Source organism: Nitrosospira multiformis (assembly GCF_900103165.1).
GTDB classification, from domain to species: domain Bacteria; phylum Pseudomonadota; class Gammaproteobacteria; order Burkholderiales; family Nitrosomonadaceae; genus Nitrosospira; species Nitrosospira multiformis_D.
In genome coordinates this window covers 54,990-79,448 of record NZ_FNKY01000001.1, presented here as the reverse complement: position 1 = coordinate 79,448, position 24,459 = coordinate 54,990, and the positions used below count along the sequence as shown (strand labels likewise).

At 48.5% G+C, this 24,459-nt stretch carries 24 protein-coding genes; 11 read left to right on the top strand and 13 right to left on the bottom strand.

Annotated elements, in window-relative coordinates:
* Positions 1 to 293: 293 nt before the first annotated feature.
* The 11 genes from BLR00_RS00335 to BLR00_RS16090 form a co-directional block, all read right to left on the bottom strand.
* Entirely contained in the window at positions 294 to 1,235 is a 942-nt protein-coding gene (locus BLR00_RS00335) for an NAD-dependent epimerase/dehydratase family protein (RefSeq protein WP_074630287.1), read from the bottom strand.
* A 191-nt stretch (positions 1,236 to 1,426) separates the two neighbouring features.
* Positions 1,427 to 4,867 carry a glycosyltransferase gene (locus BLR00_RS00330; RefSeq protein ID WP_074630286.1) on the bottom strand — a complete coding sequence of 1,147 codons (3,441 nt, stop codon included), beginning with the start codon at positions 4,865 to 4,867 and terminating at the stop codon, positions 1,427 to 1,429.
* Between the two features lie 57 nt (positions 4,868 to 4,924).
* Positions 4,925 to 5,974 (bottom strand): IS30 family transposase, encoded by a 1,050-nt coding sequence (locus BLR00_RS00325; RefSeq protein ID WP_256324012.1) that lies wholly within the window; start codon positions 5,972 to 5,974, stop codon positions 4,925 to 4,927.
* A 185-nt stretch (positions 5,975 to 6,159) separates the two neighbouring features.
* Positions 6,160 to 6,885 carry a WbqC family protein gene (locus BLR00_RS00320; RefSeq protein ID WP_081346798.1) on the bottom strand — a complete coding sequence of 242 codons (726 nt, stop codon included), beginning with the start codon at positions 6,883 to 6,885 and terminating at the stop codon, positions 6,160 to 6,162.
* A gap of 16 nt (positions 6,886 to 6,901) precedes the next feature.
* Positions 6,902 to 8,092, bottom strand: a complete 1,191-nt coding sequence (locus tag BLR00_RS00315) for a DegT/DnrJ/EryC1/StrS family aminotransferase (protein WP_074630283.1) — start codon at positions 8,090 to 8,092, stop codon at positions 6,902 to 6,904.
* Positions 8,093 to 9,304, bottom strand: a complete 1,212-nt coding sequence (locus BLR00_RS00310) for an aminotransferase class I/II-fold pyridoxal phosphate-dependent enzyme (protein ID WP_218124299.1) — start codon at positions 9,302 to 9,304, stop codon at positions 8,093 to 8,095.
* 17 nt (positions 9,305 to 9,321) lie between these two features.
* The gene (locus BLR00_RS00305; protein WP_074630281.1) at positions 9,322 to 10,026 is read right to left on the bottom strand and encodes a class I SAM-dependent methyltransferase; all 705 of its coding nucleotides are present in this window, start codon (positions 10,024 to 10,026) and stop codon (positions 9,322 to 9,324) included.
* A gap of 339 nt (positions 10,027 to 10,365) precedes the next feature.
* Positions 10,366 to 10,974, bottom strand: coding sequence for a class I SAM-dependent methyltransferase (locus BLR00_RS00300; protein WP_081346601.1), 609 nt, complete (start codon positions 10,972 to 10,974; stop codon positions 10,366 to 10,368).
* A 140-nt stretch (positions 10,975 to 11,114) separates the two neighbouring features.
* Positions 11,115 to 12,581, bottom strand: coding sequence for an ABC transporter ATP-binding protein (locus BLR00_RS00295; protein ID WP_081346600.1), 1,467 nt, complete (start codon positions 12,579 to 12,581; stop codon positions 11,115 to 11,117).
* Positions 12,571 to 13,392: an ABC transporter permease gene (locus tag BLR00_RS00290; protein ID WP_074630280.1), complete on the bottom strand. Its 822-nt coding sequence runs from the start codon at positions 13,390 to 13,392 to the stop codon at positions 12,571 to 12,573. Before BLR00_RS00290 ends, BLR00_RS00295 begins: the two co-directional genes overlap by 11 nt.
* A 637-nt stretch (positions 13,393 to 14,029) precedes the next feature.
* Entirely contained in the window at positions 14,030 to 14,308 is a 279-nt protein-coding gene (locus BLR00_RS16090; RefSeq protein ID WP_143007611.1) for a hypothetical protein, read from the bottom strand.
* A 102-nt stretch (positions 14,309 to 14,410) separates the two neighbouring features.
* On the opposite strand from BLR00_RS16090, the gene hemP reads away from it, so the two are divergent.
* From hemP to BLR00_RS00230, 11 genes are all read left to right on the top strand, one after another.
* Positions 14,411 to 14,596: a hemin uptake protein HemP gene (hemP, locus tag BLR00_RS00280; protein ID WP_074630278.1), complete on the top strand. Its 186-nt coding sequence runs from the start codon at positions 14,411 to 14,413 to the stop codon at positions 14,594 to 14,596.
* A gap of 19 nt (positions 14,597 to 14,615) precedes the next feature.
* Entirely contained in the window at positions 14,616 to 14,810 is a 195-nt protein-coding gene (locus BLR00_RS00275; protein WP_074630277.1) for a (2Fe-2S)-binding protein, read from the top strand.
* 40 nt (positions 14,811 to 14,850) lie between these two features.
* Complete coding sequence (gene bfr / locus BLR00_RS00270; protein WP_074630276.1) at positions 14,851 to 15,315, top strand: bacterioferritin; 465 nt, start codon at positions 14,851 to 14,853, stop codon at positions 15,313 to 15,315.
* Positions 15,316 to 15,753: 438 nt separating this feature from the next.
* On the top strand, positions 15,754 to 16,737 hold the full coding sequence (locus BLR00_RS00265) for a multicopper oxidase domain-containing protein (RefSeq protein ID WP_074630275.1): 984 nt from the start codon (positions 15,754 to 15,756) through the stop codon (positions 16,735 to 16,737).
* 302 nt (positions 16,738 to 17,039) lie between these two features.
* Positions 17,040 to 17,696, top strand: coding sequence for a DUF4198 domain-containing protein (locus BLR00_RS00260; protein WP_074630274.1), 657 nt, complete (start codon positions 17,040 to 17,042; stop codon positions 17,694 to 17,696).
* A complete protein-coding gene (locus tag BLR00_RS00255; protein WP_074630273.1) occupies positions 17,693 to 18,469 on the top strand; it encodes a PepSY-associated TM helix domain-containing protein in 777 nt (258 codons plus the stop codon). Before BLR00_RS00260 ends, BLR00_RS00255 begins: the two co-directional genes overlap by 4 nt.
* A gap of 173 nt (positions 18,470 to 18,642) precedes the next feature.
* A complete protein-coding gene (locus BLR00_RS00250) occupies positions 18,643 to 20,859 on the top strand; it encodes a TonB-dependent receptor (RefSeq protein ID WP_074630272.1) in 2,217 nt (738 codons plus the stop codon).
* Positions 20,860 to 21,293: 434 nt separating this feature from the next.
* Positions 21,294 to 21,908, top strand: coding sequence for an acyl-homoserine-lactone synthase (locus tag BLR00_RS00245; protein ID WP_218124298.1), 615 nt, complete (start codon positions 21,294 to 21,296; stop codon positions 21,906 to 21,908).
* The gene (locus tag BLR00_RS00240) at positions 21,905 to 22,390 is read left to right on the top strand and encodes a hypothetical protein (RefSeq protein ID WP_074630271.1); all 486 of its coding nucleotides are present in this window, start codon (positions 21,905 to 21,907) and stop codon (positions 22,388 to 22,390) included. The genes BLR00_RS00245 and BLR00_RS00240 overlap by 4 nt, the downstream gene beginning before the upstream one ends.
* Positions 22,391 to 22,541: 151 nt before the next feature.
* Entirely contained in the window at positions 22,542 to 22,811 is a 270-nt protein-coding gene (locus BLR00_RS00235) for a hypothetical protein (RefSeq protein ID WP_074630270.1), read from the top strand.
* A gap of 97 nt (positions 22,812 to 22,908) precedes the next feature.
* Positions 22,909 to 23,106 (top strand): hypothetical protein, encoded by a 198-nt coding sequence (locus BLR00_RS00230; protein ID WP_074630269.1) that lies wholly within the window; start codon positions 22,909 to 22,911, stop codon positions 23,104 to 23,106.
* A gap of 71 nt (positions 23,107 to 23,177) precedes the next feature.
* Here BLR00_RS00230 and BLR00_RS00225 read toward each other — a convergent pair whose 3' ends face one another.
* Together BLR00_RS00225 and BLR00_RS00220 are read right to left on the bottom strand one after the other, a co-directional pair.
* Positions 23,178 to 23,636, bottom strand: coding sequence for a ferritin-like domain-containing protein (locus BLR00_RS00225; protein WP_074630268.1), 459 nt, complete (start codon positions 23,634 to 23,636; stop codon positions 23,178 to 23,180).
* A gap of 197 nt (positions 23,637 to 23,833) precedes the next feature.
* Entirely contained in the window at positions 23,834 to 24,436 is a 603-nt protein-coding gene (locus tag BLR00_RS00220; protein ID WP_074630267.1) for a peroxiredoxin, read from the bottom strand.
* Positions 24,437 to 24,459 lie beyond the last annotated feature (23 nt).

Genomic DNA, 24,459 nt, shown 5'->3' with positions numbered 1-24,459 from the left:
TCAGATGAAGTCGTGACTACTACACTTAAAATATTTCACAGCCGCCGCCATGCGAGAAAATTCAATCCGCGCCTTTCGCACCAACCCACTCAAAACGCGCAGCGATCTAATCTTGGCAAGGCTCATTTCGGCGGTTCTCTGGGGCTAATCAAAAATAGTCTCGGCGAAAGCGAGAAATCCCGCAGCATGTAACCGGTATGCGAGCTGCGGGAATAATGGTTATATCGGACACGCCAGATGCTCATTTGGCAAAGTGTCGTCATTTCGGTTAACGATAATGACAGTAACTGACATCAAGTAACACGATTTGGCAATGTTTTCTTTATCCATGCTGCGGTGCGGACAATTCCCTCACGAATTTGAACATTAGGAGCCCAGCCCAATTCTTGTCGTGCTAATTCGTTGCTCAGGATGCTGATGGGTACATCAAACGGTCTTTCTGGCAGGTGTCGGTACTCGATTGGCTGATTCAACACGTCCTCAATCAATGCTATCAATGTATGGATACTGGTACCCTTTCCAGAGCTAATATTAAAGACGCTCTTCTGTCCGGAATAAGACAGTGCACACGCAAATGCATCCGCTACGTCGCTAATATAAATGTAATCTCTAGTTATGCTTCCATTCCCCCAAATGTCTATGGGCTGGTGACACAAAGCGCGATTTAGGAATACACCTATAGCGCCTTGGGCTGTTTCAATTCGCTGTCGCTCGCCAAAGGGGTTGGCCACCCGGAGTATTATGGATTTAATGCCATGAATCCGCTCAAACATCAGGAGGTATTTCTCTATAGCCAGCTTCGTAATTCCATAGGAAACCAGAGGATCGGTCGGATGGCGCTCATCAATTGGCAGATAGACAGGTGTACCGTACACCGTGCCGCCCGATGAGATGAAAACAATTTTTGGAATCTTTTTTTCAACCATAGTATTAAGTAACTGCAAAGTGGCTACCAGGTTACTCTGTACGTCATAGATTGGGTCATCGTTGGAACTTTTAGGCAGGGTAGTAGATACCAGATGCAACACCACGTCTACGCCATCAATGGCATCACTCACATCGTGGGCGCTGAGCAGGTCGCCCGTCATCCATTCCACATACTCGTATGTCTCGAATTTCCGATAAGGTTCTACTCTGGGCCGTTCGAAAATACGCAAGAAATGACCATCTAGTAGCAAGCGATCTGCAACCGCCGAACCGATAAAGCCACCACCACCAAATAATACGCATTTCATTAAAGAGTTCCTTTGTTCGGCCTGGCTTGTGTGGAGTCAGTTGCAGAAATATGGTGTATTGATTAAAAAATATGGGCAAGGAGAGATAGTCCATCTAAAACTCAACCGGTTGGCCTTATGGATGCCAAAGGATAACTTAGGTGCCCGATTCCAATACCACTTCCGGTATTCAGTATCTGCTACGTTGGCAATTAGCTCAGAGTTTTACCAGTTTTCTTTCTACATAACTCAAGATAAACCGCTTCATAATTCTTCAGTAAGATTGCCGGGTCAAATTTAGCTGCCGCTACGGGAACTCGATGCAGGTGATCAAGGTACAAGTTTTTTTCTTCCGCATATGTAGCAATGATTTCAGCAACATTGGTAATTGGGATATTCCAATTTTCCAAGTCGAATACTGTTCCGGCTGGACCACTGCTGGTTGACATCATTCTTTTAATTTCTCCGACATTACTCGCTAACATCGGGCGGTTGGAGTGAAGGCAATCAATCAATACAAGCGGAAAACTTTCTCCCAGAAAGCGCGAAGGCAGGAAACCCAGGTCAGATGTTGCAAAATAATCGCGAATATTTGCGCGGAACCCCAGGAAATGAATAAATTCATCTTTAATAATGGGCTTTAATCGGTCATATTCTGGCCCTTCACCGATTAGCAGCAGATGAATGTCTTTTTGGTGAATCTCTCTAGCCAATTTTACAGCCTCAATTGCCTCCTGCCAGCCTTTTTCCGGAATGGCGCGACTGACTAAGCAGATTAGGAAAGCATTTTCCGAAATGCCCAGTTGGAAGCGCGGGACTGGAGTTATTGGTATTATATCCAGGGCGTTATCAATCCTGACGAAGCGATTAATATCAAAGTGATTAGTATCGAATACCGTCAAATTTTTGTCCGCAGTATAAACAAATTTATCTACTCTCTTTTTCAGCAAGGGTAAGATATGAGGCAGCTCGATTGGAGGAATTGTCTCGTACATTCCGTGAAGGGTGACGATCAATTGACTATTAGAATTTTGTTCCAAAAAATTGCAAACACTTACATCAACCCATCCATGATGTGAGTGCACAAGCTCTATACCCATATCATCAACTACGGCACTTAGCTTCTCAAGGGTATCTAGTTCCAGCAGTGGTATGTCTTCCCGCAACATTCGTCTTACGCCGATCTCGGTAGCTGCTTCATGACAATTGAGAAATGTTATACCGTAACCGGCCGCCTTCAATATATTGGCGAGCTTAATAGGGAAAGTTTCTCCACCTCCTGCTATTAATGCAAAAGAGGCCATCAATAAGTTTGGTTTTCTCTGCGCCGAATAATGTCGAATTCGCTCATAGTCATAGCATTTTTTTAATGAATCCTCCGAGTAATCCGTACGAAAAGAACGCCAATGTAGTTCGAGAATATGCCGTTGTCGTTCAAATACTCCATTCTCTACCCGATACAATGTGAGTACTTGTTTTGCGACCTGCTCATGCTCCTGATAGTAAATATCCTTACTATATGTGTTTCTTGAGGTGTTATTTTGGTGGAGTCGGTAATAATTAGTGGCGTTCGGTGTGTAAGCTACTAGCCCGCCTCGTATAAGATGCAAATAAAATACCCAGTCTCCACATATTCTCATCCGTTTCCATTTTTTGTTCTTCAGTAACTCCAGTTTCCTCGGATGACGAAAGATTGCGCTGCTAACATTCGGTATGATGTTTTTAATCGCCCATACCTTATTTACTAGGTGGTGCGCCGACATAACAAAGGAAGCACGCCATAAATCTGGATCCAGTTCAACTAAATATTCCTCTAAACTCCAGATCGGTTCAGTAGACTCTCTCTCAACAAATGTTGTTTGACAATAAGCGAGCATCACAGCGTCATCCACGAAATATTTCACGAGATCGGCCACTAGATTCTCAGAGCAATAATCATCACTTTCGGCTATCCATATTAAATCTCCAGATGCTATCTCAAAGCCGTGCTGCCATTGATTAAACACTTCCCCAGAATTTTTTTCATTAAACGAACACTGAGTTATCTGTGGATAGCGCCGTCGATATTCTTCAAGAATAATTTGACTCTCATCCGTTGAAGCGTCATCCAGAAGAATGACCTCAAAATTTGAATATGTCTGCTGGTAAATTGAATCAAGCCGCTGCCGAAGAAAACGGGCATGGTTATAGCTGGGCACAATTACAGATACTTTAGGACGGAAATCTACAGGAACAGATTTCATAGTTCGATAAAGACGTTCAGAAGCAAAAATGGAAGAGGAACGATCCCGGTTTAAGTAGTGTCTTCTCAAATATAGCTTCAGCTTAACAAAAAGTAGTTCATGTAATTTTGGAGATATTGGATATATAGCCTTGCTTGAAATATTTTTAGCTGAGGCATACCAGCCACGAATTCTCGGGCTGGAGAGATATTGCTTTACCAAGTAGCTTGCCGCACGTCTGACGACCGGTGTGGCTGCGTGTCTGACTCGTTTTAGGTGATGTGCCGTCGTACGTAATGGCCACGTGATTCGCCAGCTGTTCGAATTATAAAGGCCAGCTATCTGCATATTTCGCTCAGATAATATCTGATTAAGGCTGGTAATCTGCTTGTCGCGTTCGGCGATCTGCTTGTCGTGTTCGGCCATCTGCTTGTCGCGTTCGGCCATCTGTTTGTCCCGCTCGATACAATAAACATCAAATTCCGCTGTCATTCTAATGAAATCCAGATGAGTGAAGGAGTAGAGTTCTTTTATCTTTCTGTATCTGGTTTCATCATTAAGCAAATCGAACAACCACTTTAGCCCCAATTGCCAGGCATTACGCTGTTTACATTCTAAGCACGCCATAGCTAATAAGAACTTATTATCAAAACCTTCTGGGTTTCTAAAACGTTCGAGACCGGGGAATGTCGCGACAATATCTTCAAAGTTAGCAATCGAAAGATAATTCTCCCTTAGAATATTCCATTCGCTGTTAGCCCTGATCGCAACCTCAATTCTGGGACCACTGGAGTTCGATTCATCCGAAAAGAACCGATGTTTTGTTAGTCTCTCCTGAATAACATGTATGGGAAATTTTATTAAAACTCTGCTCCACATTTCTGCATCACCCGTCTGTGCCAGGCCGTAGGAATATACCCCCACATCTTGGTAGCACTGTTTTCTAATCAATACGCTAGGGTGGTTTAGATGATTTTCCTCGAGAAAAAGCTGATTGAGCCACTGCCATTGGGTCTTATTTTCCTGAATAAACCAACTGTTTTCCAACTTAACACCGTATTCATTGATTATTTGCGACCATGTAAAGACTGCGCCAATTTCGGGATGATCATCCAGAACTGCAACCTGTTTTTGCAGTTTATCCGGTTCCCACGCATCGTCAGAATGATGGATTGCGATGTACTTGCCCGAGGCCACCTCGGAGATGGCTTTGTTTATGCCCCATCCACCTTTTTTTTGTACCTCATTACGAAATGCCCTGATGCGAGGGTCAGAATATTGGTTAATTAAATACCATGAGTTATCAGCGGAGGCATCATCCCAAATAATCAGCTCGAAATCGGTAAAAGACTGATTGAGGACGGTATTAATCGCTTCTTGGATGTGTTTCTCATGATTAAATGATGTCAGGATTACAGAAACTTTAGGCACGTCTACTTTTTCTCCGATATATTTTCAGAAGATTCGGTTCGATTACTCTAGGCGGTTTCAATGACCAAGTGCAAAAAGCGCAGCATGATGCTGCCTGAAATTGAAAGCGTCAGGGGTAAACAACTCTGCGGGACACCTGAAGCCCAGCGACTTTCGTGGCCAGGTGTTCAGTTTCCAGGCAATTGCATCCAGCTTTTCCTGGATGAAGCCGCTCAAGTCGCTGCCCTTGGGCAGGTGCTGCCGCAACAGGCCGTTGGTGTTTTCGTTGATTCCCCGCTGCCAGGGACTGTGCGGATCGGCAAAGTATACCTTCACTCCGGTAGCTTCAGTCAGCCGCTGATGCGCCGCCATTTCCCGGCCCTGATCGTAAGTCAGCGAAAGACGTTGTTGCGCCTCGATACGATTGAGCACATGACTGAATCCGCTCAGAGCTGCGTCGGCACTGGCATTGTCCATTCTGGACAGCACCGTGAACAAGGTGGTGCGCTCCACCAGCGTACCGACGGCCGAGCGGTTATGCGCTCCCTTGATGAGATCACCCTCCCAGTGCCCTGGCACCAATCGCTCTTCAATTTCAGGCGGGAGGTCATGAATGCTGACCCTGTCTGGAATCTGTCCCTGCCGGTCTTCGCCGCGCGCACGTGGGTGGCGCTTGGCATGACCGAAGCGCAACCAGCCAATCACTTCCGTGCGCAGTTCGCCACGCGGCATGGCGTAGATCGTGGTGTAGATGGTTTCGTGAGAAACCTGCAACGTAGGCGTTTCAGCATTTACAAGCATCAGTGTGCCAGCAATCTGCTCGGGCGAGTAGCCCGCTTTCAGGTAGTGGATGACCTGATCCCACGATTCGGTTCCCGGCCGCAGGCGACGCGCAACGCGCGCTCTGACCGTGCAGGCATGGGCGCGCTTATGGGCAGTTTGGGCACGGTAGCCGCCTGCCACCGGAGGACGTCCAGGGTAACGGCGTGCCGTCGGGCGAGCCCAACCGTTTCGACGGAGTTCGCGAGAAAGCGTCGATGCCGAACGATTTAACCCCAAGGCAATCGCCGCCGGTTTGACTCCCATCTCCAGTTGTGTTTGGATCATCGTGCGCTCTTCAATACTCAACTACTAGTAGATTTTTCCCATGCAACATTTTCTCCCAAAAATGTTGCACTTGCTTTTTGAGCGCGCCCTATCTAAAACTCCACAAGGATTTTTTTAATCATTGCTCGGTCCGGTAAATCAGTAAAACTGCATTAACCTGGATTGTTTCGGCCTGAATTTTTTTGTTGCTCTTACTAAATCTCAATTTATTCGCTGAACTTTGGTGAAATTTTCTCATTTATAACCACACCATTGCGAATCGCCTCAGCAACAACGGTAGGTGAACTCCACATCAAAACGTCTAAAATAGATAGGTTTGGCTCGTATGGGTAGGGCGCGGTGTTATAAACAAACTGCGGAGACTGTGCGAGATGTAGGGAGATATCGCGACGAGCAAAATCTGTCGGATCAAAAATATTTTGGCCGCTGGCCGGATTAACGTAACTGGTGGCACCTAGCATGCTGCATATTTCTGGTGCCCACTCACCCGGTCGCAAATTTTCTGGCAATGATAAGTTTAGGTCAGAGCAGATTCGATAGTTAAATGGGATACCCAAATAACAACATACAGCATTAAGACCACCCACATTGAGTTGAACAAGTGAATCGTCTGTGGCTGTATCAAATACCTCATGAACTATTGCATTGACAGCCTCAAAGTAAGGTGCCTTTTTCTTATAATGACTTAGTTTTCCAATAATACAGGTTTTTGCTTCGGAGAGATTTAACACCCTCGCTTCAGATGTTTTGATCGAAATCGACGAGTTTGATAGGGGCACAGTAATATATTGCCATCCTGTACTTGGATGGAGGATGCGGTTCCGGTTCATCCACGTTCTTGGTGTGTATTGCGTAATGTCAAATACGATCCATTCGTCGACAGCCGCAATCAAAGAAAAGTGTCCCAAATATGGAAAGAAATAGGGCTGCATGATCCCAAGGCTCAATTTATCGGTCATACTGCGAACGGATTACCGCCGAAGCATAGTGTGCCTTAATGAGAATCTTACAGATACGCTCAACGATTTGAGTTGAAACAAATGCTCCAATCGGAAACTGGATACATGATGCGCAAAGGATATCCGTATTAGGTAATCGATCCAGGTAATGCGCCTGTTCTTGAACATATGGAAGGCTGCGATGCAAACCGGGATAAAAATAGCGGCGGGCATTTACATTTTCTGCTTTGAGCACTTCAATTAATAAATCCCGAGAAAGTCCGAATTCGCGCTCGTCAACGCTGCATACAACGTATTGGTAATTTGAGAAGCTGACGCCTGTTGGCCTTACAAGATGAAGACCAGGAATTGCATCCAATTGCGTCTCATAATACCGATATAGCAACTCGTTATTTTTTTGGTTGACAGGGAAATCCTCAAGGCTCAGAAGCCCGATCGCAGCCTGTGCTTCCGACATTCTTCCATTTGCAGTCTTAACAACATTGACCAGCTTGCGCGCACCGTAGCTACTCCGGATATTCCGTAGACGCGCCGCCAAGTCATCGTCATTGGTACAGATACAACCGCCTTCGGTCGCGCTCACTACTTTTGTTGCGTGAAAGGAAAACACCTCAGCACGCCCAAAATTCCCAATCGCAGTGTCATCAACAGTACAGCCAAAGGAATGTGCAGAGTCAAAATACAATTGAACATCATGAGCATCTGCTAATTTAGAGAGTGCCTTCGGGTTGCACGAGCCCCCCCAAAGATTTACGCCCATAATCGCACTCACGTCACGGTCGATTAGTGCACTAATCTGGTCAATTGCGATTTGATGGGTGTCCAAATCAATGTCGCAGAAAACAGGCTCGAGGTCTGTCCAAGTCAGCGACTGCGCTGAAGCTATAAAGGTAAAAGCAGGAAGAATTACTTTTCCTGAAAGCTCCATAGCTTCTGCTGCAATCATGAGACCAATGGTGGCATTGGTCACGCAGATCGCATGCTTAACACCCAAGAATTGTTGAAGTTTCTCCTCAAGTTCTTCGGTCAATGGTCCTTGATTTGTATAGTACTGCCGTTCAAAGATTCCTCGAAACGATAATTCGTAACGCTCCCATGAGGGAAAGTAGAGTTGTCCAATGGGAAGATGCTTGTCAAACTCTGGTTCTGCGCCAAAAAGTGCAAAGCTATTTGCCTTCATTTATTTCACACCATTATTCTGCAAATGATTAATGATCAAATTTGCGTTTGTGGAGAGAAAGCTTAATAGCCTGACAGTCTCGTCAACATCATCGTTGCTGACGAGATGCCCGCATGGAAGGAGCATAAATCTTTCAGCAAGAATATCAGTCGCTGGCAAATCCACAGGTACATGGTCATATGCCATTCGTTTACGATGTAACGGCGGGGAATAATAGGCCCGCGCAAGAATATTTTCTGCGTTCAATATTCTGAGGGTATCCACACGAGTCAATGTCCATCTCTCAAGAAGCTCAACCACGATATTCTTATAGCCTGTTTGGTGGCTTTCTTCAAATTCAAGTAACCGTATTCCGGGGATAGAAGCTAGCAAACGCTTATAGGTGTAGTAGCGTTGGCGATTACGAAAAACCTGATCCTCAAGATCATCCAAGCTTGCAAGTGCCATGGCCGCATGTATCTCATTGAGCTTAGTGTTCATCCCCCCAGATACTACAATGTGGTCTACTCCCTTGAAACCAAAGCCACGGGTCAGTGCCAACCGCTCTGCCAGGTACGCATCATTAGTTGTGAGGTAGCCGCCTTCGAATCCATTTAACAACTTGCTAGCGTGCAACGAAAAAACCTCAGCAGCGCCGAAACATCCCACTTTGCCGCTATCAGATGATTCGTAAACGGATTCAACGGAATCAAACAGGAGTGGGATATTTTTTTCTTTCGCAAGACCAACCAATCCATCGATATCGCAGGAGTTCACAATAGGATGAACTCCCAGAATTAACGCAGTATTTGCGTTGATGCAAGAGCTTACTGTTGCGGCACTGACGGCGAGCGATGTTGGCTCGACCTCACAAAAATGGGGCTTCAGATTTACCCACGCAGCGATATCCGCCATGCGGCGATAGGTCAGCGAGGGCATCACAATCTCGCTCCTGCCTTTGGTCGCAAGCGCAGAGATTGCAAGAGTTAATGCCCAGAATCCGCTGCAGAACGTAATACAGAATTCGGTCTGATGAAAATTTGCCAGTCGTTGCTCAAGAAGTCTTACGAGCGGACCATTATTTGTATATTGACGCTGATCAAAAAATAATTTCGAGTAGCTCAGAAATTTTTCAAAATCAGGCCGCACTAAATTTGATGTTGATTTCGGTGTCGCAAATAAGCTTTCTCCGCCAAAGATTGCTAATTCTTCGGCCTTGCTTTTCTTAACCATGTACATCCACTCCGCCTCTAACGACTAAGCAATACATCATAGCGATAATATGAAGCGTAAAATTCAGCGGGCATGGTTGAAAACTTTACATTCCATCCTGTATTGCCAGCAAGTTGCGCAAATTCACTCCGTGTGCGCCAAATGCCTATCTGGGAAGAGCAGTCTGATAATTCTTCTGTGCTGGGTTGCTTTGCCTTATAAAATTCTGCTGCCCGATCTTTGTCTGGAAGATTACCTATGAAAATTGTCTGGACGTTACTGAATTTCTCAAACAACGTGTGAAGAACCTTGGTAGCATCGATGGTAGAAAAGTATGAAAAACTTCCATAGCAGAGCACTTTTGAAAATCTTTCAGGTTGGTTCTCTTGAAGAACATACTCCGAGGCCCCTTGGACCACAAACCGGTAGCGCGGCAACACTTCGAAGTTTTTCTTTGCGATCCAGATCAAGTATTCGGATAAATCAACGCCTAAATATTCTGCGCACGAATTGAAAAAAAGATGGGAGAGTGCTCCATTGCCACATGCCAGATCTAAGAGTGTGTCATCGGGCCTCATCCTGAGGGCGGAATTGATTGCATCAACAATCATGTTTATCTGGTCACTCGATACGGGCTTGCCTTGAACTGTTCGGCGAATTTGTCCCCAAAAATCATCCGGTGCGCGGGTTTTAGCATATTCGTCGTGATCGAATTTTGGGTAGAAGTTGTTTTCGTTTGGCATATGTACGTCCTGTTTAGTCGCTCCAACCAAGTGCAAGGGGACCGATTATATTATGAAGGCAGGATATTACTCATCGCTGGCCGCGAACATCCTATAGACCGCAGAAACATTCACGGTTAACAATCAATTGCCAATAGTAGTCGCTGACATGTAAGAGTAGAGCTGCATTACAGAAGTTTCATCTTGACACCAACGCTTCTAAGAACTCGATATGGTCGGACAACCATAGGCATAGTGGGCCGTTATCGGTAAACAGTCGTTTGCTAGACCATTTCGAGGTAAGAGGCAGGGATCTAAAAACAAATACACGACTCCAAATATACGACTTCGTAACTGAGATCATCTGCTCACCACATAAAGAATGCTTGTGCGCTTGAGCCCAAGCGAATGGAAAACTTTCTTTCCAAAATAACTTTCCCCAAGCTCCTCAACATGGAAACCGTTACTTTGGATTTTATGGACGTAATCGTCGTGAGCATAGAGTCTAACATGATCGTTTTGCCCATAAAGTCTCCAACGGCCTGCTTCATCCTTTACGCTTGGGTCTTCCACCGTTTTTTCCAAGCCCACAATAATGGGTGCCATGAGAATTCCGCAGCCACCCGGCTTGGTAATTCTGTATAACTCTTTAATGGCTTGGCTATCATTTTCCACATGCTCCAGTACATGACTACATATGAAGAAGTCGAAACTTTCGTCATCAAATGGCATGTTCATCATGTCAACTTTATAGTCGACAGCACCCATTAACAAATCAGCGGTTTTATAGTCGAATAAGTCCAGGCTTTTAAGTTTGCCCGACAAGACTGCCTCAGGCGCAATGTGAATCGTGTGCGTGCTCTTAGGGAAAAAGTTCTTCTCGATTTGTTGATCAATCCATAATGCATATAGGCGCTCACGATCAGATGCGCCGCAGTTGGTGCATGCATAAGTCTCGTGTGAAGTCATCTCCCCTTTCCCAAAATGGACAAAGCCATGTTTGTGCGCGCTTTCACGATAGAATTCCGGAAGGGGTGAGAATGCGGTCTGCTTGCTACCGCATACAGCACACCACTGGATAGGCTTCAATACACCCAGAAGACCTCGAGTCAATCTTGACAGCACGATTTGACCTCCACCTCATTTTCAATAAAAGCTTTTGTCCATATACGAGCGCCTTCTCGGCGAGCCATCGCGAAAACGAGTGCATCGTCTATCACATCAAGAAATTTCGCCGCATGATCTTTTACGACCCGCTTTGTAATCTGCAACTGAACACTGTGATTCCCTTCTTGAAGAGGCAAACGGGTTTTATATGTCACAATATATCTACCCCCGTTCTTAACACGCATCAAAGGTTGATTGGCAAGGGTCAGTCCTGCGCCAAGGATGAGATTTCTCTTATCGTCCAGAACATAGTAGTTGCAAGAAACTTCATCATCAATTGCGGTTTCGAAATATATTCTTACGAAGACAGTTTGATTGAATTCAATATTATTTATCACGCGCATGTGCTCATCAAGCAATTCCGCAAATGTAATTCTTGCGCCGCCTTCTCCATATCGGGCATATGCGACCTGCTTCTCGAACTCTGTGGAAACCTTAAATTCGTCAGCATCTACTGGCGGCTGACTTTTCAAGGGGATGGCTGCCGCTGCCTTCGTGCTTGTGGAGGGCATTGCGGAAGTGTACTCTGCATTCATTTCTTCACGCATTTTTCGAGTATAGCAATCCGCGACATCACCACCAGCACCGATCATCCCAATTTCCCCGTGCTCAAGATAAACACCCCGCGAACACAAACTTTTTAGCGCACCAATGTCGTGACTAACAAACAACACCGTGGCTCCGCCATCTTGTATCCGGGTGAGCGCAGTCATACACTTGGCTTGGAAATTCATATCCCCTACGGCAAGGGCTTCGTCGACGATCATGATTTCCGGCGATGACATTACGTTCACGGCGAAGGCCAGCCTTACAAACATCCCGCTGGAGTAGGTCTTCACCGGTTGCTCGATGAACTGACCAATGTCAGCGAAGGCGGCGATGTTGTCAAACCGCTCATCCACTTCTTCCTTGCTCAGTCCCAGCACGGCTCCGTTCATGTAGACATTCTCGCGCCCGCTAAATTCTGGGTTAAAGCCAGAGCCCAGCTCAAGCAAGGCTGCGATACGGCCTTTGGTTTCCACGCTGCCGCCTGTAGGCGCCAGCGTACCGCAGATGATTTGCAGCAACGTGGATTTCCCAGAGCCATTGCGCCCAATAATGCCTACGGTTTCGCCTCTTTTGACTTCAAACGAAACGTCCTGAAGTGCCCAGAACTCCCGATGGTATTGTTTGGCTGGCTGACCAATGAATCTTTGCAGTCGCGGATAGAGTGATTGCTTTAGGCGGTCATGCGGTTTATTGTAAATTTGGTAACACTTGGAAAGGTTTTGGACGCGGATGGCGATATCGCTGTCGTTAGTGTTAGTCATTGCACTTTTGCCTTTATGGCTTTTCTCCTCATCCCGGTCCTTTTGTTCAAAAGGTAATGAAACAACAGATTTCTCGATATTTTTGGTTTCAGAGAACATCGGCAAATCCCCTGCGTGTCTTCTGAAACCAGGCAAAGCCCGCCCAAGCGACTAGCATTCCTGCTGCCATCATGATGCTCCACCGTCCAATATCCGGCAGTTGCCCAAAGACTAGTACCTTTCGCCCTTCTTCGATGATAAAAGCGAGCGGGTTGAGTTGTAGCCAAACCTGATATTTGACCGGCAAGATACTTAAAGGATAGAACACGGGGGAAATAAACAGCAATACCGTGGTAAACATTCCGGTGGTTTGTCCGACATCACGCACAAATACGCCAAAAGCGGCAAGAAACCATGCAAAGCCCATCGCCGTAAAAACTAGCGGAAGCAGAACAAAAGGGAAGAGAATAGCGGTCCACGGAATCTGGTGGCTCAGGATAAGCTGCGCGATAAGCAGCACGCCGATGCTGATGGTGGTATGGAATAGTGCCGAACCAAAAGCAACCCAGGGAAGTATTTCAAGAGGGAAAATCACCTTCTTTACGTAATTGACGTTAGAGAGAATCAATGCCGGGGCGCGGTTAACACACTCGGCAAACAGCCCATGCACGATCATACCGACGAAGAGAATAATAGCGAAATCAGTTTTACTTTCTTCCCCGCCCACACCCCAACGTGCTTTGAATACAACAGAAAACACAAAGGTATAGATCACGAGCATGAGCAGAGGGTTAAAGAATGACCATGCGATGCCCATGATGGAGCCGCGGTAGCGTCCGATGACCTCGCGTTTAACTAAAGCGGTGATCAGGCCTCGATTACGCCAGAGGCTGGCCGTCATTTCGCGCGGTGATATGGAAAACTTTTGCATGCGATTAACAGAGAAAGATTCTGTTTGATAACGGGACCGTCAGGTAAGCCACGAGTCTCATAACCTTCAGTCCATTCTGTTTCGCTTCCCATGCGATAACAATTGATCTGCGACATAAGTGGCGGAGGCCTCGAAACCTTGCTGATAGAATGCCCACAGCTTGTCCCATAAGGTGTTCAGGATAAAAAGAATCAATCCTGGAATAAATAGTGAGAAAGCTGAGCGGTCCTGCGAGCCGACATTAGGGGGTTTTCTCGAATGGATGCTATCCATGAGTGCTCTGCCAGGCAATGGCAGAAGGGTTGGGCGCCTCAACTCAGATAATCCATTAATCGACTCTCCGAGCCTACCCGAGTGCTGGCGGTCAGTTGCGGCCATTTTCGCCGCTGGCTCAACGTCCATAGACCAAGCTATGGACTTCTCCCAGCCGGCAAAACTGTCTCGCAACCTGCTTCGCCATTATCTCGCGTCCTAATGGATTATCCGGGTTCAAAGAACATTATATTTCTATACGGTTTTCAATGAATGGGTGGAGGGAGGCGTAATCCATCATTGGAAATTTTCATGCCTCGCCCAACCGCAAACTCGCCAGCACCGGTCATGGTTGATTGTGTTGTGTTGTGTGTGGTTTGATGGGTTATGCTGCTTTACCCATTCTACGTAAACGCTGGAGTGCAAACTTGTTAGGGCTGGATTCCGAGTCAAGCTCCGGATGATGAAATTCATCATCTGGGCATATGCCAGCAGTTGCTATTTCTGTCACATTGTGTGGCACATCATAACATAAACTTAAATTCGGCAATTGACCGCTCATTTTTAGCTCAGCGCTAGGATCAGCGTGCTTTCGCTTAGGGTGCATTCGTTTCCCCTTGATGGTTATTTCGGATAAATCGTCTTCTATCTGCTTGGATGCCATTTCTTGGTAATTTTTAAAATCTTTTTGTTAAGTATTGCATTTCCCTTAGAAGTGAATATAATTACGAATCATTCTCATTAATAATCGCTGAAGGAGCACTATATGGAAAAGTCAAGCGTAGTTCCGGAAGTGGATGTTAATAAAAGAAATTTTGCCTTGCTGGAGCAGAACGAGCGGATATACAGCGATACCTTGTTTCAGCATGGCGATGAAGTGTTTATTCAACATCAGGGCGAGCAATACCGCTTGCGCCGCACACGTAACGGCAAACTGATTTTAACTAAGTAGTAGACTTGGGTCGCTTATCATGTATATTTGTGTCTGCAAAGGTGTAACCGATAGCGCAATCCGTGAGGCTGTCCACAACGGCGCTGACCGGATGCGGGATTTGAAAACCTGTCTGGGTGTGAGCGGGCAATGCGGGATATGTGCCTGCCACGCGAAAGAGGTGTTGGAACAAACACTGATGCAGAAAACGCTGGCGCAATACCAGCCCACATAAACCCACTCGCCTATGCGAGATCTCGCCTGAGGAGGCAAACATGAAAAGCAACGCGGATATTATTCAGTGGCTAAACCGTCAACTGCAACATGAGTTGACAGCCATCAATCAGTACTTCCTCCATGCCCGCATGTATAAAAGCTGGGGCTTCAGCAGCCTGGGCAAGCATGAATACGAAGAATCCATCGAGGAAATGAAACACGCCGACGCATTGATCGAGCGGATCCTGTTTCTGGAAGGGCTGCCTAATCTGCAAGAACTCGGCAAGCTCATGATTGGTGAAAAGGCGGAAGAATGCGTGGCTTGCGACCTCAAGCTTGAGGTAATTTCCCGCGAGACTTTGATCGCCGCCATTGCTGCGTGCGAAACTGCCAAGGATTATGTGTCGCGGGAGATTTTCGAGGACATTTTGGTAGATACCGAAGAGCATATCGACTGGCTGGAGACGCAGTTGGATGTGTTGCAGAAAGTGGGTATCCAGAACTGGCTGCAGAGCCAGATGTAAATTTATCCGTTGCCGCCCGGTTCTCCTGAATCCGGCGGTATTTTGCCAGCCAGCCCATTCTGGGCAAGCCAGCTTTTTTTATCCGACTTGCCAGGGAATACGGGCTGTGAGGCAGTTTGAAATTTTTTTCTCAGGCGTTACCGCTCCCTTCCTGATCGCAGTCGCATCTCTCGCCGACGGAATTCCGCTCGCTTGTCTTCATGGCATGAAAGACATGCCCACTCACCCGCTACCTGAGTTGCTACGTGACGCTGTTAATACGGTCCGGCACGGGATTTTGATGGGTTACGCTACGCTTTACCCATCCTACGTAAGCTGTTGCAGGTGTCAGGTTGCAAATAGTTCATAGGCATATTGATTTGGGTCGTTGTGTTCGTCCAACAAACCCGTACAGTAATAAGTTATTGTGGAAACGAGAGAGTTAATCGAGGTAGGAGCATGAATTTCAATTACGCAGGCAGGATCACCGGGCTGATAGCTTTTGTTATGGGCTGCTGGATGTCGTTTCCGGCACAGGCGGTGGTGAGGGAATATTGGATAGCCGCTGAAAAGACAGCATGGAATTACGCGCCTTCGGGACGAAACCTGATCAAGCCCGAAGCCGGGCTCGGCGTATGGGGGGAAACGCCGGCTTACACTAAGTACCGCTATATAGGCTATACGGATGGCAGCTATGCCAAGCCGCTGGCACAGCCTGCATGGATGGGGATTCTGGGGCCGCAGCTTCGGGCCGTGGTGGGGGATACCCTCAGGGTTCATTTTCTGAACAAGACAGACAGACCGCTTTCCATGCATCCGCACGGGATGCTTTATGACAAAAACAGCGAAGGAGCGGACGGGGGCGGTGCGGGAGCAAGTGTTCCGCCGGGTAAGTCCCACACTTACACCTGGATTGCGGACAAGGATGCAGGCCCTGGACCTGCTGATCCCTCATCAATCGTCTGGCTTTATCATTCCCATGTAATGGAAGAGGAGGAACCGAATCTCGGCCTGATAGGCACTATTGTCATCACGCGCAAAGGGATGGCGCGTTCCGGCTCCGATCCTGCGCCGCGCGATGTGGATCAGGAATTTACCGCTCTCTACATGATTTTTAATGAAGAAGAAGGGAAAGAAAGCGGCATGAAACATACGATTAACGGCCGCATTTTTGGCAATCTGGATGGCTATGAAACCCGGCTTGGCAAGCGTGTTCGCTGGCACGTCGTCGCGTTGGGTAACGAAACGGATAATCATACCGTCCACTGGCACGGACAGACGGTACTCGATCACGGACGCCGGACCGATGTGGTTGAAGTTCTGCCAGCCAGCATGACTTCGGTCGACATGGTTCCCCGTTCTCCCGGCAACTGGCTCTTTCACTGCCACGTTGACGACCACATGATGGCAGGCATGTCCACTCGCTGGCGCGTCCTGCCGTAAAAGACGCGTATTCATGCATTCCCTCCTTCGGGTAGATTGGGGTGACGAACCCCAAGGTTTATTTCCAATACCACGATATGTTGGGGTTCGTGCCTCACCCCAACCTACAACTGCTGGGGGGTGGAATGGGCCGAATGATGGGTTGCGCTACGCTTCCCATCCTACTAACAATCGTATGGAGGGAATGTAAAAAATGCCTCAAGACTTCATGAAATAGAGAAAGAAAGCATATAGAAAAGGCTCACGTAGGATGGGTGGAGCATAGCGTAACCCATCAAAACTCACCAAAAAGGAAAATATTTATGAGGTCCAAGCACATCATACTTGCCGCCACTGCTGCTATCGTTAGCGGTCTGTTCAGTCTCAATGCCTCGGCTCATGCACTGTGGCTGGAGAACGATGCCAAAGCCATCAAGCTTTATTTCGGGGAATATAGCGAGAATCTGCGTGAAACTTCACCCGGCAGGCTCGACGGTATCGTCGAGCCTGCGGCGACGGTGATTGACGCGGCAGGCAAGGAAAATCCCGTCAAACCCATCCGCGAGAATGGTTACTTTGCGATACCCGGTAATACCACGGGCAATGCGGTGTTGGTGCAGGCACTTAAACAGCCTATACGTGAACCACAAGGCGAAAATCCCGGCCCTGTTTCAAAACGCTTTTTGTACGCACGCTTTGGCAAAGGCGGCAGTTTGCCGCTGGATATAGAGAACACCGGCGATTTGCTGCGGTTGAGCTTCATGGGCAAGCCTGCGGCAAAAACCGAGATCATCGTTATTGCGCCGAATGGATGGGAGAAGCATCTGACGACTGATGAGAAAGGGGAAGTCTCTTTTTCGCTGCCTGAATCCGGCCTTTATGTGATTGAAGCGAAATATGAACATAAGAACCCAGGGGAATTCGAGGGTAAGCCTTACGCCATCGAGATCCATAAAGTCACGCTTAGTGTTTACAAATGAGTACACCGCAATCCGGTACAAGCGAACCTGAGTCGCGGGCAACCGGAGCACGTCCGGCTGAGGCACACATAGCTCAGCCGCGTGCAGCTGACTCGCGCCAGCCGCCCCCCGTTGAACCGCGCGGCTACCTGTTTCTGTCGCAAGGCATGAAGCGCGGCCGTTTTCTTGTCTGGCTGCGCCGTACGCATGCATGGATGGGGTTATGGGGGGCGGCGATGGGATTGCTGTTCGGCGTGTCCGGCATCCTGCTCAATCATCGCACCGAGATGAAAATCCCGCTGGCCAAGCAGGAAGAAACCCGCCAGGTGCTTACTCCGCCCGCCGCCAGCCTGCAAACCCCCGAGGCCCTGGAGGCATGGCTACGGGCAGAATTCAAGCTGCCTGACGCTAAATCCCGCGTCCAGAAAAAACCTGCCGGTCCGGTTCCGTGGGGGGGAGGCCAAATCGAGCAACCAGAAAACTGGCGTATTACGCTCATTGCACCCAATCTGAATGTAAATGCGGAGTACTGGAAAGGTGACGCGGATACGCATATTGAGCAGAAAGATGCCAATCTCTGGGCAACTCTCGCCAATTTTCACAAGGGAAGCGGGATGTCCAACGCATGGATATTGCTCACCGACACATTAGCCGGCGCTCTGCTCATTCTGGCGATAACCGGAACGCTGCTGTGGAGCCGCCTGCATGGCCCGCGGCTGCTGGCGGCGGGTCTGATCGGTACTACGCTCACCGCTTTACTTGTTCTTATGCTGAACACGATCGTACTATCATGAAATTGCACCCTTTTATGGATTGGATATTCATGTAACGATGCCGATGTAAATTGTATTCTTTTGCCTCCCGCATCCGCCAGGAGGTATCCACAGCCAGCCAGTAAGCTCCGCAGCCTGTAGCCCGCAGCTTGTAGCCAGCCAATAACATTAATAACATTAAAAATAGAGACGTTATGAAACATGTGTCGGGATTCGGATTGAGGCGGGCTCACTTGGGGTTAATACCCATGTTGATAGCATTGGTATTGGTGCCGCTGCATGCGGCAGCCCAGGATAGCGCTGACAAACTGGTAAAAAGCGAGGCAGGAAACGAGGCAAAAAGTGAGGCAAAAAGCACTGCGTTGCCTGAAATCAAGATTACCACCGGCCGGGTCCGTCCCGGCACACTGGAGGATATAGCCCGAACGGGAAGCAAGACAGATACGCCATTACGTGATATTCCCGCCAGCATTGCCGTCGTGCCGGCAGCCTTGCTGCAAGAGCAAGGCGCAATCGACATGAATGACGCCATGCGCAACGTCAGCAGCGTGCAGCCTTTGATGGGCGGCGGTTATGGATTCGGTAACAGCTTCACTTCACGAGGTCTGGCGCTGAGCTATTTACGTGACGATCTGCCCGACGGGGGGGCGCAAAACAGCTATTTCCGCACCATGTACGATGTCGATCGCATCGAAGTATTAAAGGGTCCTGGCTCCGCGCTATTCGGCGTAGCCGGTCCCGGCGGCAGCATCAACATGATCACCAAGAAACCTCAGTACAATTTTGATATGTCGGTGGGTACCATGCTGGGCAGTTTTGGTACGCGCAATGGCTTTCTGGACCTGACCGGCGCTATCCCTTATATGCCAAACATGGCTGGACGCGTGATCGCCAATATGGAGCATACCGATGGTTTCCGCGGGCTTGAGCGCAATATCGTCGAGGCTTCCCCCAGCTTCATCTGGCGTTTGGCACCCGACAAAACCCTCTTGATAGACTTCGATCATCGGGAGATGAAAATCAAGCCCGATAATTACGGGATACTTTTCGATGGTAACTCCCATATAGCCAGTGTCTCCCGGGAGACTCGCTACTACACGCCCTTTAATAAAACGGATCATACGATCAATCGCCTCGGCCTTATCCATAACTGGGCGATATCCGACGTTTTAAGTATGCGCACGGCATTCACATACGATGCCCGGACGCTTGACCTGATACGAAATGGCGGGGGAAATCAGGGGAATGCGGCGGGTATTGTTACCGGACGCGACGTAAGGTCGCAATTCGATAACGCGGGTTACACCCAATTGCAAAACGAGTTTATCTGGAAAACGAATACGGGCCCGGTCAAGCACACGTTCCTGGGCGGGTTCGAATACAAGAATACGGATATCCAGACCACTCGTGCTGACTTCACTTTACTCAACATTAATCTTTTAAACCCGGTCATTCCGGAAACCTCATTAAATGGACTTACCCGCAGACCAATTTTTGACCGCAGAATCAGCAGCGATCAGACTTCTTTCTACGCCCAGGATCAGATTGATTTAACGGACAAATTCAAGCTCCGTCTCGGCATTCGCAACGACTTGGTAAAGTACAGCGACAAGGGATTTCAATCTGTTTCAGGTAATTATGGGTATCGTGAAATTGTGGAGACGAAGTCGTTGACCACTTATTCGACGGGAGGGGTATATCAGCCCACCAAGAATTTAGCCTTTTACACGGGCTATAGCACGGGCGCCTTCATTAATCTGGCAACCGAAGCTCAAAACGTATCCAGGGCGCCGGAGACCTCGGATCAGATAGAAGTGGGTGCCAAGACCGCATTGCTGGATGGCAAGGTTGATTTTAACGTGGCACTGTTCCAAACCAGCCGCAATAACTATTTCATCACCTTGCCCGGTTCAGGGGGTCAAGCCACTCAGGATGGCAATGACCGGTCGCGCGGGGTGGAAATCTCCTTCGGCGTGCGTCCGATGCCCGGCCTGAATATTATCGGTAACGGGGTGTGGATGGATCCTGAAACATTATCACGCAATGTGGCCACCAATGCTGTACTTGGCATAACCAGAAGTGTTTTTGGAACCCGTCCCGCTGGCGTTGCGACCCACATGGGCAGTTTGTGGGGCACCTATACGCTGCAAAGCGGTCTGGCACGTGGATTAATGCTTGGCTTCGGGGTCACATACAAGGGCGACAGTTATGCCGACACCTTGAATCTTTTGAAGATACCGTCTTATGTCGTGCTTGATGCCGCTGTATCTTATAGCATTAAAAGAATGCATCTCGCGGTCAATATAAAAAATCTGACGGACGCAACTTATTACACCAACCCCACATTTGCCGGGGCATTACCGGGCAATCCACTGAGCGCATTCGGTTCTATCCGCTTTAATTTTAATTAACAGTATCATCGTCGCCATGCCACCCCATGGCGGCATGGTTCGCGCTCGCGATCGACCCACCCAGTAGGCGTAGGGCAATGAAATGGACTCCTCCTTCTGTTGACTGTTTGTCGAAATTACAGTCTGGCACACTTCGATGCCGCCAGGAGGGAGGAGTCCATTTCATTGCCCTACGGTTTATGACGCTTTACGCGCGTGGAGATCTACGACGCAAAAGGCAGGACAAACCTGAACATCGCTTATCCAACCCCCCTTTCCCAAAAACTTCATCAAAAATCCGGCTCGATACGGCTCTTGTGCGAAAGCCTGTAACCCGCCACAGCTAACGGTTACAGCAAGTATCTTCCGTTTTTTCCTGTAAGATTCTACAGCTATCCGGGGTCTTCATTCCGTTGTCTCATAGCACCGTCATTAACAACCTGGACGGGGCAAAAATGGGACAGATCATGCTTGCGCGGCACGGAAACGGTTCATTGGATCAACGGGCGGTGATAGGAATGTATCGGCTGAGACACGAAGTCTTCCATGATCGGCTGGGGTGGGAGGTAACCAACGATAATGGAATGGAACATGATGAGTTCGATCATGCAAATCCGGTCTATGTCTTGGCAAAAGGTGATGAAGATGAGGTACTGGGCTGCTGGCGGCTGCTTCCCACCATCGGTCCCAACATGCTGAAGGATACGTTCCCACAATTATTGCATGGACAACCGGCACCCCGGCAGGCCGACGTGTGGGAATTGAGCCGGTTTGCGGTGACGGTTCCAAAATATGAAAGTGCGGGATTCGGGTTTAGCGATATTCCCGTACAAATGATGCGGACCTTGTTTCTCTTTGCACAAAACAACGGGATAAAGCGCTATGTAACCGTAACTACCGTTGCCGTGGAGAGGCTGATACGCAAACTTGGTGTAAACGTCTCCAGACTGGGAGCGCCCATCAAGATTGGACGAGTTCTAACCGTAGCCTGCTACATTGAGATCGACGCCATCACGGAGTTTGCCCTGTTCGGTACGCTGCCCGAGGATGCGCAAAGGAAGGTCGCATGAATATTCTTCTGGTTGGAGAGAGACAGGATGCGCGTTGCATCCTGCAACTGTTGCTTGAAAAATCAAAGCACAGGCTGGAGCGAAGATCGCTGGAAAGCTTTCCCGAGCCGGATCTGGAAGATTACGACATGGTCCTGGTTGATGGCAATGTATACGATTGCGCTCAACAGGCAAGTTTGTTGCGATGGATTCGAGAAGCGAGGCGACGATATCCCCATTTGCCCGTGGCAGTCATGAATGATGTGGGGTCTCACGTAGCATCCGAAAGCTATCGGGCGGATGGCGAGACCTCGCGCACCTGCGGTGTTTTTGAGTCCAGCGATGGCGTATTGAATATGCGCTGCCGCCTACAGGAAATAGCGCTGGGGGAAACGGCCGCGTTGATGCGCGATGGGTGCGAACGGGCACCGCTGGAGCCGGTCACCTTTGAATATTCAGGCCCCAAGTGGAACATCATGGAAATCTCAAAGAAGCAAAGCTGAAGCAGCTTCTGTCCTTACCCGACCCGCATTCAATTGATTGTAAAACTTTCACAAATCTTTCATCGAAACGCCATCTGTTCCAGTTAGCCTGAGCGTATCAATCAATTTACGAGTTTATCCTGGTTTAGCTCTTACATTCACAGGAGGCAGCATGAAACCTGAATTATCCGCATTGGTGATGCCCGTATCATCCGCGAGTCAGGCTGATCAACTTTTGCTTGACAGGGAGCCCGGGCAGGACTTGCCGGTTATGAGAAATGAAGGCGGCTGCTTGAATGATGCCAATAGCACATTCAATGATCCCGGTATCTTCAAAGACTCATATCGTGGTAGAACCATCGGCTTACGGGATTCCAGTTTAAACCGGCGCATTTATCATGCCGCGCCCTCCGTTATAACCAAGAAAAAGCGCTTCGGCTAGGGTTTATGGGATGTGCGCCCATATGATGAACGCCAAGCTGATGCACTATATGTACGAACCGGTTTTTGATAATTATCCGCACTAAAAAGAGGCGGGCATGAACCCTGTTGAAATCACCTTGCAGCCGGCTGAGTCCGCTGACATCTTTGATGCGAGTCCTGTCGATGCACTGCATGCGTTAATGAAACTCTACGAATCCGGTGAGATCCTTGATGAAGAGGAAAGCGAGGTTGAACTGATGATTCAATTAAGCGGCATGGTGATGGTGTACAACGATTTGCGAAGCGACGAGTAACTCGCTTCACATCAGGGAACCCCCAGATGTCTGAGGGATGCCTGAGAACCTGGTCCGCATTAAAAATGTGGCTACTTGGCGGACTCATACACGCCTGTTTTACCCGTCCGGCGCAGCATCTTGTTGACTTCGTCGGCGTGCATCTCCTCCGCGACGATGAGTTCGCGAGCGTACTCTTCCAGCAATACCGATTTGCCCTGAATCAGTTCCAGCAGTTCATGATAGGCCGCACAGGCTTCGCCCTCGTGTGCCATGGATTCCCTGAGGATATCGCCGATGTCGTGATGGTGCGTCTCCAGCAGCGGCCCAATGGACAGTGAAGGATATCCCCCCAGCAGGGTAACGAGCTCACCCGCTTTGTGGGCATGCACTAATCCTTCGTCGGCCTCTTTCTTGAGCCATTCCACGACGGGAATGCGGTTATAGCCGAAGACCATCAATGAATAATGCGTATAACGCACCACGCCGGCGAGTTCAAGTTCCATGATCTTGTTCAACAATGCGATGACTTTGTCTTTATCGAAGCTCATGCTTTTCTCCTTTTGGTTGCAAATAATCCGAACAGCGCAGCCCCTTCATAGAGCTAGCCATCAAATGAAAAGCTTCGTCTTTCCCGCGAAAGCGGAAATCCAGAGATCCTTTTCCAAGCATTTGATGATCAACTCTATAATCCACAACCATTTCCTAGATTGCCGCACTCTCTTTATTCCGTCATTGGCGGATTAACTCAAAGCGCCTCTGCGTGTTCACCCAGATATTCGGCTACACCCTCGGGAGAGGCCTTCATGCCGGGATCTCCTGTTTTCCAGCCGGCAGGGCAGAGCTCGCCGTGGCTTTCGTAGAATTGCAACGCGTCCACCATGCGCAGCATTTCGTCCACATCACGTCCCAGCGGCAGGTCGTTGACCACCTGGTGGCGCACGATACCGTGTTTATCGATCAGGAAAGAAGCGCGCAGGGCAACATGGTCTGGATGACCGACACCATAGGCATGCATGACCTCTCCCCCCACGTCGGCCACCAGGGTGATGCCTACCGGACCGATACCTCCTTTGTCCACAGCGGTGTTTCGCCAGGCGTAATGGGTGAACTGCGAGTCTACCGAAACCCCGATGACTTCCACATTGCGTTTGCGGAATTCTTCCGCCCTGTGAGAGTGAGCAATGATTTCCGAAGGGCAGACAAAGGTGAAATCCAGTGGATAAAAAAACAGTACAGCATACTTGCCCGAAATTTCGGTATGAAAGTTGAAAGCCTCATTGAAGCTCCCATCCGGCAGAACGGCGGGTTTGGTGAAGTCGGGTGCGAGATGGGTGACGAGCACGGACATCGGTATTTCTCCTTTAATGAAAT